This is a genomic window from Sphingobium sp. B12D2B, from assembly GCF_025961775.1.
Classification (GTDB): Bacteria; Pseudomonadota; Alphaproteobacteria; order Sphingomonadales; family Sphingomonadaceae; genus Sphingobium.
The window spans coordinates 613793-627399 of sequence record NZ_JAOQOH010000001.1 but is presented as its reverse complement, the minus strand read 5'-3'; the positions used below and the strand labels follow the sequence as shown (position 1 = coordinate 627399).

General features: G+C 58.9%; 12 protein-coding genes. 3 read left to right on the top strand and 9 right to left on the bottom strand.

Annotated features, from left to right (window positions below):
* Positions 1 to 302: 302 nt before the first annotated feature.
* Positions 303 to 929 carry an SbcC/MukB-like Walker B domain-containing protein gene (locus tag M2335_RS03060; RefSeq protein WP_264593735.1) on the bottom strand — a complete coding sequence of 209 codons (627 nt, stop codon included), beginning with the start codon at positions 927 to 929 and terminating at the stop codon, positions 303 to 305.
* Between M2335_RS03060 and M2335_RS03055 the strand changes: the two genes are divergently transcribed.
* From M2335_RS03055 to M2335_RS03050, 3 genes are all read left to right on the top strand, one after another.
* The gene (locus tag M2335_RS03055) at positions 838 to 1665 is read left to right on the top strand and encodes an AraC family transcriptional regulator (RefSeq protein WP_319801204.1); all 828 of its coding nucleotides are present in this window, start codon (positions 838 to 840) and stop codon (positions 1663 to 1665) included. The two genes, M2335_RS03060 and M2335_RS03055, sit on opposite strands and share 92 nt — an antisense overlap.
* Positions 1666 to 2227: 562 nt before the next feature.
* On the top strand, positions 2228 to 2599 hold the full coding sequence (locus M2335_RS16525) for a DUF4062 domain-containing protein (protein WP_413716099.1): 372 nt from the start codon (positions 2228 to 2230) through the stop codon (positions 2597 to 2599).
* A gap of 413 nt (positions 2600 to 3012) precedes the next feature.
* Entirely contained in the window at positions 3013 to 3354 is a 342-nt protein-coding gene (locus M2335_RS03050; protein WP_264593734.1) for a hypothetical protein, read from the top strand.
* A 191-nt stretch (positions 3355 to 3545) separates the two neighbouring features.
* Here M2335_RS03050 and M2335_RS03045 read toward each other — a convergent pair whose 3' ends face one another.
* From M2335_RS03045 to M2335_RS03010, 8 genes are all read right to left on the bottom strand, one after another.
* On the bottom strand, positions 3546 to 4190 hold the full coding sequence (locus tag M2335_RS03045; protein ID WP_264593733.1) for an energy transducer TonB: 645 nt from the start codon (positions 4188 to 4190) through the stop codon (positions 3546 to 3548).
* Between the two features lie 127 nt (positions 4191 to 4317).
* Positions 4318 to 5514 (bottom strand): PepSY-associated TM helix domain-containing protein, encoded by a 1197-nt coding sequence (locus tag M2335_RS03040; RefSeq protein WP_264593732.1) that lies wholly within the window; start codon positions 5512 to 5514, stop codon positions 4318 to 4320.
* Positions 5515 to 5520: 6 nt separating this feature from the next.
* Entirely contained in the window at positions 5521 to 7806 is a 2286-nt protein-coding gene (locus M2335_RS03035; RefSeq protein WP_264593731.1) for a TonB-dependent siderophore receptor, read from the bottom strand.
* A gap of 300 nt (positions 7807 to 8106) precedes the next feature.
* Positions 8107 to 9102, bottom strand: a complete 996-nt coding sequence (locus M2335_RS03030; RefSeq protein ID WP_264593730.1) for a FecR family protein — start codon at positions 9100 to 9102, stop codon at positions 8107 to 8109.
* 30 nt (positions 9103 to 9132) lie between these two features.
* The gene (locus M2335_RS03025) at positions 9133 to 9699 is read right to left on the bottom strand and encodes an RNA polymerase sigma factor (protein ID WP_264593729.1); all 567 of its coding nucleotides are present in this window, start codon (positions 9697 to 9699) and stop codon (positions 9133 to 9135) included.
* A 451-nt stretch (positions 9700 to 10150) separates the two neighbouring features.
* Complete coding sequence (locus tag M2335_RS03020; RefSeq protein ID WP_264593728.1) at positions 10151 to 10501, bottom strand: hypothetical protein; 351 nt, start codon at positions 10499 to 10501, stop codon at positions 10151 to 10153.
* A gap of 108 nt (positions 10502 to 10609) precedes the next feature.
* Entirely contained in the window at positions 10610 to 10849 is a 240-nt protein-coding gene (locus tag M2335_RS03015; protein WP_264593727.1) for a hypothetical protein, read from the bottom strand.
* Positions 10850 to 11280: 431 nt separating this feature from the next.
* Positions 11281 to 13410 (bottom strand): TonB-dependent siderophore receptor, encoded by a 2130-nt coding sequence (locus M2335_RS03010; protein ID WP_264593726.1) that lies wholly within the window; start codon positions 13408 to 13410, stop codon positions 11281 to 11283.
* Between the last annotated feature and the right edge of the window lie 197 nt (positions 13411 to 13607).

The following is a 13607-nucleotide window of genomic DNA, read 5'->3' as shown; positions in this document are numbered from 1 at the left end:
GTAGGATCGTCCGTCAGATCGATAAACGATAGGCGCCGGGGTGCCCTACCGATGCTCCGATTCCAAGTGCCCCCAGGCAGTTCTGCCAGAAGCGGGCATCCATGGCGGCCGATTTGAACAACGGGCTTTGGTCAGGAGCGGACGTGTGCGAAAGCTATGGCATCTGGCTCCAGAATGAGCGAAGTGAACGATCCGGCACTACGATGATTGTAGTAGCTTGCAGACCGCGGCCGTCGAGTAGATCCTGTACCGGTATCCAGGGGTGAGGTAGCGAATGACTCTGATGAGAAATAGGTTCTGCGTCAAACAGACCTGATCTCTATCCTGCTGCCATTCACACCCTTGCATACAGAGAATCCATTGGGGACGGCTTGTTGAACCAGTGGCACGTGGGAAATCAGTCCCACGGCACGTCGCTCCCCGACGATGTTCTGGAGGACCTGCAGAACCTGATCTAAGGTGCCGGCATCGTTTTCCGTGTCAAGGCTGCCAAAGCCTTCATCGATGAAGATTGTGTCGAGCCTGATGGTCCCGTTTGTCATTTCCACGATGTCGGAAAGGCCGAGTGCCAAGGACTGGGCAGCGATGAAGGTCTCGCCGCCGGACAGTGTGATGATCTCGCGGGCACGTCCGGTCTCGATGTCGTGGACGCGAACGTCCAGCCCTCGCTTTGAGCGTCCTCCGATGCTTTCGGTGTCGCGCTCGAATCGGTATCGGCCGCTGGTCATAGGATCGAGGCGCAGGTTTGCTGCTTCGAGAACCTGATCGAACATCGCACCGATGGCGAATGTCTCCAGAGTGGTCCGCGTTTCGTTCTGACCGTCGAAGGCTTCCGCAATACCCCGCAGCGGCCCCGAGGATAGCCTCGGCCCCCTCAGCTTCCTGTTCCTGAGCGCGCCGACGCTGCGTGAAGCCTTCTCTAGCTTCACGCGCTATCTGGAAACGATGCAGCAGGGCTCGCGCAATCTCTTCGTGGCACATCAGGATCTTGCAACCTTCGAATATGGCGTCACGCATGAAGCCCCGAGCCAGCGGCGACAAGATACCGAATACTCGATCGGGGCGACCTACACCCTGGCCCGGCAGTTCGTCGGCGGACCGTTCTCGTTACGGGAGGTTCGTCTCGAACATGACATGGTCGGGGACTATGCGCGCTATCGCGATTACTTCGACTGTGATGTGTTCTTCTCACAGGACCGAAACTCCTTTTCCTTCGATGCCGCTTTGCTCGACTGCCCGGGGAGGGTGCTCAGTCAGACGCTCCATCCGATTCTGGAAGATCATCTCCGCCGAAAGGCCGAGGAACATTACAACGGCGGCACGACGGTCGGACAATTGCGCGCCCTCATCGAAGCTTTGCCTCTCGATCAAAGGCCTTCCATTTCGGACGCCGCAGCCGGCATCGGCGTGTCCGTTCCGACCTTGCACCGGCGGCTGCGGGCCGAAGGGATGGTGTGGAAGACGATGGTACGGGAAGGCCGCATGCAAATCGCAGCGCGGCTGCTGCAGGAGAGCCGCAGGAAGATCGCGGATATTGCGCTGGCAACGGGCTTTTCGGAAAGCGCCAGCTTCACCCGCAGCTTCCACAAACATTTTGGCGTCACACCCAGCAGGTATCGGCGCGCGCATGCGCTGCGGAGAACGGAGTCTGACGGCACGGCTTAAGCGCAGGTCGCCAGAATAATGCTCCAAACATAACAGGCCTATCGCAACACGGCCCACTGGCAGAAGGATGACAAACTGATCTGCCCCGCTAAGTGGCTCAGAGACTATGATAGCCTAAACCACGAACGGTTGTTGAAGGCTTTCGCTTGCCTCCCGACAGGCTGCGGATGCCGATGAGCGACTTACTCACCGTGAGGAGCAGCCGACCATGACCGGAACAAGCCCGCATGCGGACTATTCCGAGGGCATCTTTGAGTCCGATGATCCCTGGGACCTAGCGAGAAGCGACAATGAGGCCGCCAAGTTCGAACAGCATAGCCTTAATGCGGTTACTTCCCCTGCTCCCAGAGCCGCCCTGCCTAATTTGCACCCAATGCATATTATCTTGAACGCCCTAAGGTGACACAGAATTCGTTTGAAACACCAATTTCTCCTCTGCGGTGCAGCGATGGCAATTGCCAAGGTTGCGGACGTTCGCATGCCGCCTGTGGCATCTTGTTAGCGGCCATTTGTTCACACGGCCCTCGGTGGACAAAGCGTGATCACATCCTAAATTTACCTGATGCGGATTTTCATCAGCTCACTCATCACTGGATTCGAAGCTCAACGGGCGGCTGCCCGTAGGGCTTCCACCACGCTCCGCCACGAGCCAGTGATGGCAGAGGACTTTGGTGCCCAGCCAAACTCACCCCAGATCGCTTGTCTGCAGGGCTTGCGAGCGAGTGACGTCGTGGTTCTGATCCTTGGGGAGCACTATGGGTTTGTGCCACCAAACTCGACCCTATCGGCGACCCATCAGGAATACCGCGAGGCGCGCGAAACCAAGCCTGTTCTCGCATTCGTTCAAGAAGGGATTTCTCCCGGGCCAGAACAGGCGGCTTTCATAGCGGAGGTACAGGCTTGGGAGGGGGGCTGTTTCGCGGGAGTTTCGTAAACGCTGACGACCTTCAGGACAGTGTGACGCGAGCGCTTCACGACGTGACATTGGCAAACGCGACAGGGCCTGTCGATGAACAGGAAATGGCTGCTCGTGCTTTGGCTATGCTTCCAGCTGAAAGTCGAAATCACGTAACGTCCGCCATGCTCGAGTTGGTGATCGTCGGAGGGCCGCAGCAGCGAATATTACGGCCCGCCCAACTTGAAGACCAGACACTCATAGAGCGATTGGAGCAGTCGGCGCTTTACGGAAAGCAGCGGGTATTTGATCGTTCGATTGGAACCACCAGCAGTCTTGACGGGGCCGACCTCGTGGTTCGCCAAGAGCGTGGGGCCAGCACACGTCTGACTGAGAATGGGTCGGTCGTTGTAAGAATTCCTCTAGACGAGGCTCGCTCGCAAGGGCGAGGTATGGATTACATGAGCGGGATGGTGATTGTTGAGGAGACGGTTCATCATCGCCTCGGCGTCGCATTCGATTTCGCTGCAGAAACCATCGATCACATCGACCGTACCCAGCGGTTTACGCATCTGATTATCGCGCTGCGCTTGACCGGGGTAGAGCACCGCGGCTGGCGAACACAGGCGCAGCATGCGGCAAGCCCGAATTCCGTCCAGATGGGGATAGGAGGGGAGCGCGAGCGGCTGCCTATCATTCTCACGGTCCGTCGTGCGGCCTTAAGTCTGGATCGGAACATATTAATCGAAGATCTTCTCGTACCTCTAAGGCGTCAGTTTCCATCAGCGACTTAACCTGGTCTCCATCGTGGTGGAAACCGCCATCAAAGGCGACATTCGCCGACTCAAAACTGCTCGTTAAACCGGTCTTTCGTTCATCCAACTGTCGCGGCCCGCAACCGACCGCCCTGGGACTAAGCTGCTGTTCGCAAAATCATAAAAAATGTCGTCTTTTGGTGAGCGAGCGGACTTTGGAGCGTCGTATTCTACTGCATAAAAAACTCAACCGGCAGGACCAGTTCGAGCGTGTCGCCGAGCCGCTCTGAAGGCGGTTTGGGAAGTGGGGAGGCTCTCTTCGCGAGAGCGACCGCTTCCCGATCGAGCTCGAAGAAATGCGATGAGCGTTCCAGACGTGACGAGAGCACCTTTCCTTCCCGGTCAATGATGATGCGGACGTAGGGCACCCCTTGCTGCCGCAGGCGGGCCGCGCCGGGCGGATAGCGGCGTCGCTTGTTCAGGGCTGCCAAGATGCGCCCTTCCCAACTGTCCGGCGCGTCACTCGACAGCTGCGGTACCGGGGGAGCAGGCGCGGTTTTCGGTGCAGCGCTTTGATGATCGGCAGGTGCAGGATCGGATCGCGTGGGCTCCAAAGGCGGAATGGGCGCGATTGTTTGAGCTGTCGGGATCATGGAGAGCTCCAAATGCGCCGGGCGTGGCTGAGGAGGATCAATCTTCTTTTCGACTGGCTTGGGAGCCTCCTCTTCCAGCGGAGGCGTCTCGGGCGGCGATGCCTCGGACCTTAAGCTGACAACCGTCAAGGAAGACCGCGACGGCTTGGGCGGCAACACGGTTTTAATGGTGAGAAAGGCAAGCGCGAGGATGAACGCGTAGAGCGCGATCGTAAAGCTCATGCCCATCCAGCGGCTTCCATGCGTCGCGCGATATCCCTGACGCTCTGCGTGGGAGCTCGCTTCATCAGGAGCACTGTCGGGCCTGGCGGGTGCATCTGATACCGTTGCATGATAACGGTTTGAGGGCTTATTCATTAGCACGAAGTTCGTCCCTGCGTAGTGCGTTGGAAGTGTTGCGCACTGGTCGCCGCCATGTGCGAGCTGCCCGCTTCTTCCACCACAGATAGACGCCGGTGACGGACAGCATCGTGACGACGAGGCCAGCGAGGCAGATGAGGATGCGCCCAGGGAGGCCGGCGACTTGTCCTGAGTGGATGGGAAGCATCAGCCCGGCGACCACATCGCCTGCTTGTCCAGCCCCAGCTTCCTCCACCGAGACTATGCCGCCATGCACGGCTGATACGAAGATATCGGAGGCACCGAAGCCCGGCTCATGAGGTGCTCCGAAGCGCACCATGTAGAAGCCGAGCGAGCGATCCCTGTAAAGCTGACGCACCGGCATCTCCCATGACCGCCGGGCTGCCTCCGCTTTTGCGGCTGCGGCGGCAGCGTCCCAGCCGACTGTAAGGCTCGGAGTATGCGCCGGTGCCGGACGGTCCCAGATACTGGGGCTGGTTGGCAGAAGAGCAGTCAGCACGGGTCGGAAAAGCTCGCGATTGAGATTGAACGACATGCTGGTGAAGGCGATCAGAAAGAGGACTGCCCAGAGCCAAAGGCCGAAGGCCCGGTGCAAATCGAGATTGAACCGGTAGGCGCCTGCCTTGCGTTTGATCTTCCAAGCTGGAAGCCACTTCTTCCAGAATGGCTCGCCGCGCGGGAGCGTTAGGTAAAAGCCGACGAAGCAGTCCATCATCCAGGCGACAGCGACCCCGCCGAGGAGCCAGACACCCCACCCTCCGGGTATCGTGAGTGTGTAGTGCAGACGATACAGGAAGGGGATGATGTGCTCGCGGTCGAGACGGAACGCGCCGTTCATCCGCTTGTCGAGGATCGAGCCATCCGCCGGATCGACGAAGAGCTGATTGTGATCAAGATCAGGGGCGCCATCTCGAGGGCCGACATAGACTACGGCGCTCTGCCCAGGCTTGGAAGGTGGAACGATGGTGAAGACCTGGGCGCCCTGATCGGCCTGCTCGACCCGGTCGGCGATATGCGCCAGCGAGAGGGATGGCCGTCCCGCCTCCACCTGGAAGAGATGCGGGTTCAGCAGGGCGTCGAGTTCCTTTTCGAAGGCAAGGACGCTTCCGGTAAGACCGGCGATCGCGAGAAAGCCCGCGATCGCCAGACCCGTGTATCGATGCAGGGCAACAAGAAGCAGTCGCATCGCGATTTACCAGCGGTAGCGCAGGCTCGCGATCACTCTTCTCGGTTCGCCGAAGAAGCACGACCAGTTGCAGGTGATATAATAGTCCTTGTCGAACAGGTTGGTCGCATTGACCGCGAGGCGCCATTCATCGGTCAGATTGTAGGCGATCATGGCATCGAACACCGTCACGGCAGGCGTTTTCTCGGGGCCGACCGGGACCGTCTGGGGCTTGGAACTCGTATGACGGGCGCCGCCGCCGAATGACAAGCCGTTGAGGCCGCCGCTTTGAACGTCATATCCGGCCCAGAGTGAGACCTGATGACGTGGAACATTGTCGGTCGCGCGCCCTGCCTGTCCGGGCACATTGCTCTTCGTCGTCTTGGCGTCGGTATAGCTGTAGGCGCCGATAACATTGAGACCCTGAACAAGCTGGGCTCGAGCCTCGACCTCAACGCCGCGCGAGCGCACCTCGCCTTGTTGGATAGAAAATGTGCCAGTGGGGTCGACGGGATCGGGGGTCAGGACATTGCGTTGCGTGAGCCGATACAACGCGATCGATGCCGACAGGTTGGCGCCAGTCGGCTGATAGCGCAGACCGACTTCATACTGATTGCCTGATGTCGGCTTAAACCGTGCATTCTGACGGTCGCGACCCGGCGTCAGTTCATAGGAGGTCGAATAGCTTAGATAGGGAGCGAGGCCACTGTCATCGACATAGGCGAGGCCTGCCCGCCAGGTGAAGGCGTCAGTACGTTCATCGACCTTCGGATAGACTGGCAGGAACTGCTCGAAATAAGGTTTGTCGCGCATCCGCGACCATTCTTGCCGGCCGCCAAGCACAACGTTAAGCCGCTCGGCAATCTTGATCTGGTCCTGCGCATAGACGCTGATGCGGTTTGTGCGAGAAATGCCGCCGAAATTATTAGGCCGTATATTGGTCGCCTGCCCGCCATAGACGGGTCGATAAAGATCGATCGAGCCGATGTCGAAGTCCTGACGGAATTGCGACATATATTGATAGGTGTAGTCGGTGCCGATCAGAACACGATGTTCCATCCCACCAACGTCCTGGCGCAGTTCGAGCGACGTGTCGGCGGTAATGGCGTCGGCCTTGTCCAGTCGATACTGACCATAGCGCGAGGCGGTGCGTCCGTCCGCGGCGATGCTCTCAACGGATACGATGTCGTAGCGCGTATTGGCTTTGTAATAGTTGAGCGCGTGGCGCAGCTTGAGCCGATCCGACAAACGATGCTCAAAGAGGTAGCCGGCCACATAGCGATCGCTCTGATAGCCCATGGCGGGCTCGCCATAGAAGCTGCTGCGGCTGGGCCGGCCAAGCGGTCCGGGTGTCAGAAACGCGGCTGTCGGAACGCCATAGGTATAATCGGTATCGTCTCGCTGAAAATAACCGAGCAATGTGAGGCTCGTATCCAAACTTGGCCGCCAGGTGATCGCCGGCGCAAAAAACAGGCGATTGTCCTTCACATGATCGGCATTGGTGCCGCCATCTCGTGCCACGACAGTCATGCGCGCGGACCATTTGCCATCGCTGGTCAGCGCGCCGCTGAAGTCCGCCGAGATCTGCTTGCGATCGAAAGAGCCGCCATCCACGATGATCTCGCGCATCGGCGTGAGGGTGGGCAGCTTGCTGACCGAGTTGACGATGCCGCCCGGTGCGGTTGCGCCATAGAGGACGGAAGCGGCGCCCTTGAGCACCTCAACTCTCTCCAGGCCATAGGGCTCCTGCCGGCCTTCGAAGAAATTAACGGTGAACTTCATGCCGTTGCGATAGAGGCTGCCATAATAGGCAAGCGCCCTGAACCCGCGCAGCACCAGGCCGTCACCGGTGGAATCATGGCCAACGTCGAGTGAGACGCCCGCCGTATAGTTGAGCGCGGCGATGAGCGAAGGCGGCTTGAGCAACTCCATCTCCTCCGCGCTGACCACGCTCACGCTTTGCGGGATCTCAATGAGCGGGGTATCGGTCTTCGATCCCGTAGCGGTCCTCCGCGCAACGATCCCGCCTACCGGGCCGACACCGCCGGCTTCGCTGACCGGCGCATCAACGGCTGTTCCGGCGCTGCCTCGGCCTTCAACGCGAACCGGTCCAAGCTGGACGGTGCCTTGAGCGGCCTGCGGAGCCGTCTCAAGCGTCACCATGGTTGCCGTAACGAAGCGGTATGTAAGACCGCTACCGGATAGAAGGCGGCTCAAAGCCTCGCCTGAGCCCATGCTGCCCACCACCGCGCTGGAGGTGCGGCCGTCCGCCAGAGCGGACGGATAGGAAATCTGGATACCGGACTGCTGCATGAAGCGCTGGAGCGCTGCAGCGAGCGTTTGTGCCGGTATGTCGAACTGTCGAGCGGAAGGCGAAGGGGTTTGAGCGATCGAAGGCGTCGGCAGCAGAGCGGAGCCACTGATGGTCGTGAGGAGAACGGCTCGACACGCGTTACGAACGAGGAAGCCGTTAAGCGGCAAATTGATCATCAAAAACCCCCAATGGTCTGGTGCGTCATCCTCTGACGCAAACTGCTGTTGCGACGCACTAGCATCGTTCGCAGTGGGTAGACTCGCGAGTGAGCCGTCTTGGCTAACCCCGATTTGAAATAATTAGTGCGACGGCCGGATGGCGCGAATGATTGCGATGTTGCCCGGTGCCCATGTGATGGTGAGGCCTTGGACGGCCGCAAGATCGTCAAGCGCCCGATCTGCGTCGTCGACGCGATATGCACCATTGACCATCAGAGTCTCGGGCAGGTCGGCCCAAATCCAGGTCTGTCCCTTACGATAGCGGGCGATTTCACGGATGACCTTGGCAATGGGCTGCCGGTCGATCATGAGCTCGGCGCGGCGCCAGGTTGCGACGCTGGCGGGATGTGGCTCGGATCGGCTGAGAAGTCGGCCGGATGAGCCATAGGCGAGGCCTTCACCCTCGCGCAGCATGACACCGCTCCGGCCATCTCTGGCGGGTGAAACACGAACGGCACCTTGTGTCACAGCCACATCGACCTGCGCATCGCTTCGGCGCACCTCGAAGCTTGTGCCGATATCCTGCACTTCGCCGTCTAGGGCGGCCACTTTGAATGGCCGCCTTTCTCCATGACGCACGGTGAAGAAGGCATTGCCGCGCAGAAGCGTCACGCGGCGTTCGCGATCGTCATAGTTCACGCTGATCGCCGATCCGGCATCGAGCCAGGCGAGGGAGCCATCGGGCAATTCATACCTCGCGATCGTCGAGCTGGTGAGATGATCGGCGCGCAACCAGAGCGATGCCTGAGGGACGAGAAGGAGGATCAGCAGGCTCGCGGCAATCGCGGAAATGCCGATGCCGACGCGTCGAGGTGAGGTCAATCGTGCCCATGAACGACAATGGCGACGCGGTGGCGGAACGAATGTGTTGGCGCGGAAGAGATCAGGCTGGTCGCCCAGCTGAAGCCACAGCAATCGGTTCTGCTCGAAAGCGCGGACATGCTCCTCGTTCTGAGCAAGCCACGCTTTCAGGCTATCCATCTCCGCCTCATCCATCTCACCGGACGATAGACGCAAAACCCAGTGCCGCGCCTGGCTAGCAACAGCCTGTGATGGTGTTGTGGCGTCGTTGGTCATCCAGCTTCCTGTGGCCTGGCGTGAAGCACCCTACCTCTCCAAGCCTAGACTTGCAGGAGACGTCCTTGGCCAACCCCTGTCGAGAATTTTCAACGTTCGCTCGATAAAAATGGCTGCCACAGCATCAAATGCACGGCACAGATGCTTCTCCACGGTCGGTCGCGACACACCGAGGCGCGCAGCGATTTCACGTTGGGGAAGGCCTTCCAGCCGGCTGAGCAGGAATATCTCGCGCGTGCGGTCCGGAAGGCTGGCAATCATCGACTGCACGCGCATCAGGTCATCGCGCGCGAGGGCAATGCGCTCGCCCGAGATGCCATCGACGCCGTCATGCAACAATGCCGCTGCTTCCGCCTGGATGTCGCGTTGCCGCTGCTCGCCTTTGATATGATCAAAGGCCACATTATGGGCGAGACGATGAAGATAGGCGGTCTTGTCAATGATGGGCGGATCGTCTCTGATCGCCTGCACCTTGAGCCAGATTTTCTGGGCAACGTCTTCTGCGCTGTCTGCGCCAACCAAACGCCCTACGCGCCGAAGGAGCGAAGGGCGTTCGCTCAGCATCAGGAGGGATAAGGCAGCAGAATTGGTCAGCACGCGGCAGCGAATATAACAACTGAGAACAGTTCGCAATTGAAGTTGGCTTATTATCGTTCGCAACACCCCACATGGGGCGCTCGTCTATCCCGCGAATTATGGCAAGATTTGGGACATTGCTGTCGTTCCCAAGCCGATCATCGAACGGCAGAGTTGGCCAACAGCCGACCTCCGATGGTGAGGCTCTGAGTGGCCATGATGTCGGACGATCCGGACAGTCCGCTTATGATAACGATAAAGCGCAAGCAGACGTTCTGACGTGGCAAGAAAAGGAACCGGTTTGCAAAATTCAGGTCATTCCCGGCTCTTTCGCTGAATGCGGGTTTGCGCTTTATCGTTTCATGCTTTGCCAACGTCGGCACCGGCACGCGAGCCGCGCAGAGCAAGTCGGTGAACCAGCAGGACAACTTATTCCCCCCCCCCGCCGGGACTGAAAGACCGCGAGCGATGTTCAGCGGCAGAATTTGGTTCGCATCTGCTCGGCGACACGCACCTTATTGTCCAGCAGCGCCAAATTGTCCCCGCCATCACTCATTTCTACGATTGGTCGGGCGCTGGTGAACTGTTTCAGGCTTTCCTGCACATCCGGACAACTCTGCGCCCAAAGGGCTCTCACTTGAAGTGCAGAGCCAACCCCCATCGCCCCCCTCGCCCAATCGGTCGGATCGACGCGCTTCACCTCTGCGGTGACGGCATTCCTGTAAAATGGCATCGACTGCGTGATGTCTCGGGCCGATTTTATGCGCAATGCCGCGCTGGAAGAGGACGTCGGCCAAATCCATGGCAGAACGACGCCCGCCATCGCTAACGAGGCCTTGGACATCTACGGCCAGACGCAATGTCATCTCTGCTTCATCCAACTGCGCAATGTCTTTGGTCAGCGTCCATAATTTCGTCTGGGCGATCCCTTTCAATTGGAGAGTGGGCCCATGCATGATTTTATATTGGTCATCGGCAAAAACCTGCAACGCCTCGTCATATTGCCAATGGCCGCCTTGATCTGCGCTGCGTTGCCTGTCTTCGTGCCCAATATCACTTCGACCTGGGCAAGCTTCACCGCTGCCATCTGGTCGTTATACGCCTTGTGCTCGGAATTGCTGTTCGCTGCACTGAGCGCTTGGGCCTCGCGCTGTAAAGCGACGGCCTTCATCCCGGCTCGCGCAGCTTCGAACTGAGACCGCATCTCGGCAAAACGGATTGGGGACCGGTTGCAACTTCAAGCCGCTTCTGCGGCTGCCAGTCGTCGGGGGCTGCCTCGTCGAGTCCGAGCAGCCACGGCGATGTCGTCGGGCATTCGCGCAGTAGGTCGCGATGGCAGTAGAATGCCGTGTAGCAGGCGCAGAGCCTCGAGGCATACAACGCGTTCGGCAGTGAGCCGCCATTGACAACAACGGGGAGCGCTAAATCCGCCTCCCTGTTTCCCATATTAATGAGGGCCACTGAGCCAATGATCTCCAGCGCTATCTGTGGGTAGGCGGCTCTAAAGGTCGTAAGCCCCAGCAGCCCAAGTAATAGACGGCCGATTTTAGGGATCCGCTTCGGATGGTCGGATGCGGTCATGTTGGCGATCGATCGTCAACATCACCAACCAATCCGCACGCCAAACGCACCATTGATGCCTTCGCCGATGTTGGTCTGGGTCCAGTATTTTTCATTGAACAGGTTGTTGACGTTGCCCAGGAACGTCACCTTGCGGCGACCGACCAGCGTCTCATACTGAAACCCAGCATTGGCCACAGTGTAAGACGGAATGACGAGACTGTTAGCGTCGTTTGTCGGAGCCTTGCCAATGTACCGCACATTGCCGTGCAAGCTGAGGCCTGGAACCCCGGGGACATCATATTGCGCGTTGCCAGTTACCTGCCATTTGGACGCGCCGCCGGGTGCATTGCCCAGCAGCGTTTCATTTCCCGCCGATACATCGCGGATGGACGGATCGAGCCGAAGAACGCCGAGACCCAGCTTAAGGTTTGGCATGAACCGATAGTTCGCGACAGCTTCAATGCCCTTGTAGAGCGTCAGGCCGTCCTGTGTCAGGCGGCGAGCACCGTCAAGGATCTGGTCGATGGTGGCAGCCCGTTCGATGCGGAAGCCTGCGAGCGACATGCTCAGACCTTCATGCTCATATTTCGCGCCGAGCTCATATTGGCGGCTGCGGGTTGGCATCAGCACCTCGCCGGCGTTGGCGTATTCGCCGCCGACACGACTGCCCGGCTCCATCGCCTCGGCGTAGCTGCCGTAGATCGACACATAAGGTGCTGGCTTGTAGATGAGCGCGAAAGTGGGGGTCACTGCAGACGTGCGATAGGATGAATCCACTGACGGATTTCCATCCACATCAAGCAGCTTGTACCGGGTATAGCGCGCGCCGATTACAGCCTGCACCTGCTCGCCGAAATGCACAGTGTCACTGAGAAACAGACCGCGCTGACGGTCCTTCGTAGGCCAACCCTCGGTATCAAAGTACAAAGCGCGCGTTACCAGAAACGGCTGATCCTGGTAGACCGATCCGTTGAAGTCATTGCCCCAGTAGTAATTTCGGTCGTTGAATCCGAACAGGCTGTCGGTCGCGAGATAGGATGCCCCAGCGACGATCTCGTGGCGGATCGATCCTGTCGTAATATCGCCCTGCGCGAGAAACTGAGCAAAGTGATTCCTGTCCAGTTCGGCGAAGTTATAGGCGTAGCCGTTATAGTCACCGTCCGCGTTCTGCATGTACACGAACATCTTGTTCGAATGATGCCGCTTGCTGGTATATCCATAGGTCAGTCGAGCAGACCAGCCGGGAGCGAAGGACCAATCAAGACCCGTAGCCGTCGCGAGTGTCCGCGCCTTGTAGAAGCTGTTGGCGACATTCAAGTTATCATAATCGTAGGTAGGCCGGGGGAGCTTGTTCCCGACATACTCGTCCCAGTAAAACTGGAATGGCTCGTGCTCTAGATTGCTGTCTTCATAGGTGGCGCTGGCGTACCATTTGAGATCGGGGCTGAACGCATAATCGAGCGCCAGAGATGCGACAAAGCGATTGACCCCTGCCTTATTGTAGGCCGTGCCTTTTTCTCCGGCCAGATTGACGCGATAGCCAAGGCGGCCGTCTTGTGTGAGCGGCCCACCCGCATCGGCTTTTGCATAAAAGACACTGTTGGTGCGGTAGCCGACTTCCGTGGTCAGCACCGCTTCGGCCGTAGGGCGCTTGGTGCGATAGGCGATGACGCCACCTGGCGCGCCGATGCCGTACATGAAGCCGGTGAGGCCCTTGAGCGCTGAAACGCTTTCGATCGGTTCCAGCGGAAAGTCCCCGCCCCAGTAGAGCAGGAGGGGAACATCATCGATATAATAGTTACGAACGCCTAATCCTCTGATTTGAGTCCCCCACCAGTTGACCGCTCCCGATGGCGCAGAGGAATAAACCGACGGATCGTTCTGGAAGACTTGCCCGATGCTCGTGACCTGACGGCGGGCGATATCCGACTGATCGACAAGGGTTATGGAATAAGGCGTGTCGAGCAGCGTTTTCGCGCCCAAGGCGCCATTGCTGGCCGATCGAATCTGGTCTTCGTCAGAGCGATGACCGGTAACGAATATCGTTCTTCTCGCGTCCTCCGCCGCTTCTTCATCCGGCGCCGCAGCCTCGGCGGCATGCGCGCGCGGCGCGATTACAGAAACCAGCACCAGCGACAGAGAGAAAATTGGCGCAATAAACTTTGGCATTAGAACCCCCTACAGATGCAGGGCGCCGTAATATTATGTCTATTGCGAGTCAATATCATTATCTCGGAGTGGGATACTGATGGTTCTCCCGTCTCCTGCGGGATTGGATGTCTGACACCAGGCCTGCGAACGGCCTTCTTATGCGATCCGCTGCTTGCTGGCAGAACATGACCGCCCTGGCCGGACAAAACCCGGTC

Excerpts from the sequence above, each read along its gene's own strand:
- M2335_RS16525 (WP_413716099.1), top strand. The coding sequence starts at position 2,228 with ATGCGGATTTTCATCAGCTCACTCATCACTGGATTCGAAGCTCAACGG.
- M2335_RS03050 (WP_264593734.1), top strand. The coding sequence starts at position 3,013 with ATGGATTACATGAGCGGGATGGTGATTGTTGAGGAGACGGTTCATCAT.
- M2335_RS03045 (WP_264593733.1), bottom strand. The coding sequence starts at position 4,190 with ATGAGCTTTACGATCGCGCTCTACGCGTTCATCCTCGCGCTTGCCTTT.
- M2335_RS03040 (WP_264593732.1), bottom strand. The coding sequence starts at position 5,514 with ATGCGACTGCTTCTTGTTGCCCTGCATCGATACACGGGTCTGGCGATC.
- M2335_RS03035 (WP_264593731.1), bottom strand. The coding sequence starts at position 7,806 with ATGCAGCAGTCCGGTATCCAGATTTCCTATCCGTCCGCTCTGGCGGAC.
- M2335_RS03030 (WP_264593730.1), bottom strand. The coding sequence starts at position 9,102 with ATGACCAACGACGCCACAACACCATCACAGGCTGTTGCTAGCCAGGCG.
- M2335_RS03020 (WP_264593728.1), bottom strand. The coding sequence starts at position 10,501 with ATGGCGGGCGTCGTTCTGCCATGGATTTGGCCGACGTCCTCTTCCAGC.
- M2335_RS03015 (WP_264593727.1), bottom strand. The coding sequence starts at position 10,849 with ATGAAGGCCGTCGCTTTACAGCGCGAGGCCCAAGCGCTCAGTGCAGCG.
- M2335_RS03010 (WP_264593726.1), bottom strand. The coding sequence starts at position 13,410 with ATGCCAAAGTTTATTGCGCCAATTTTCTCTCTGTCGCTGGTGCTGGTT.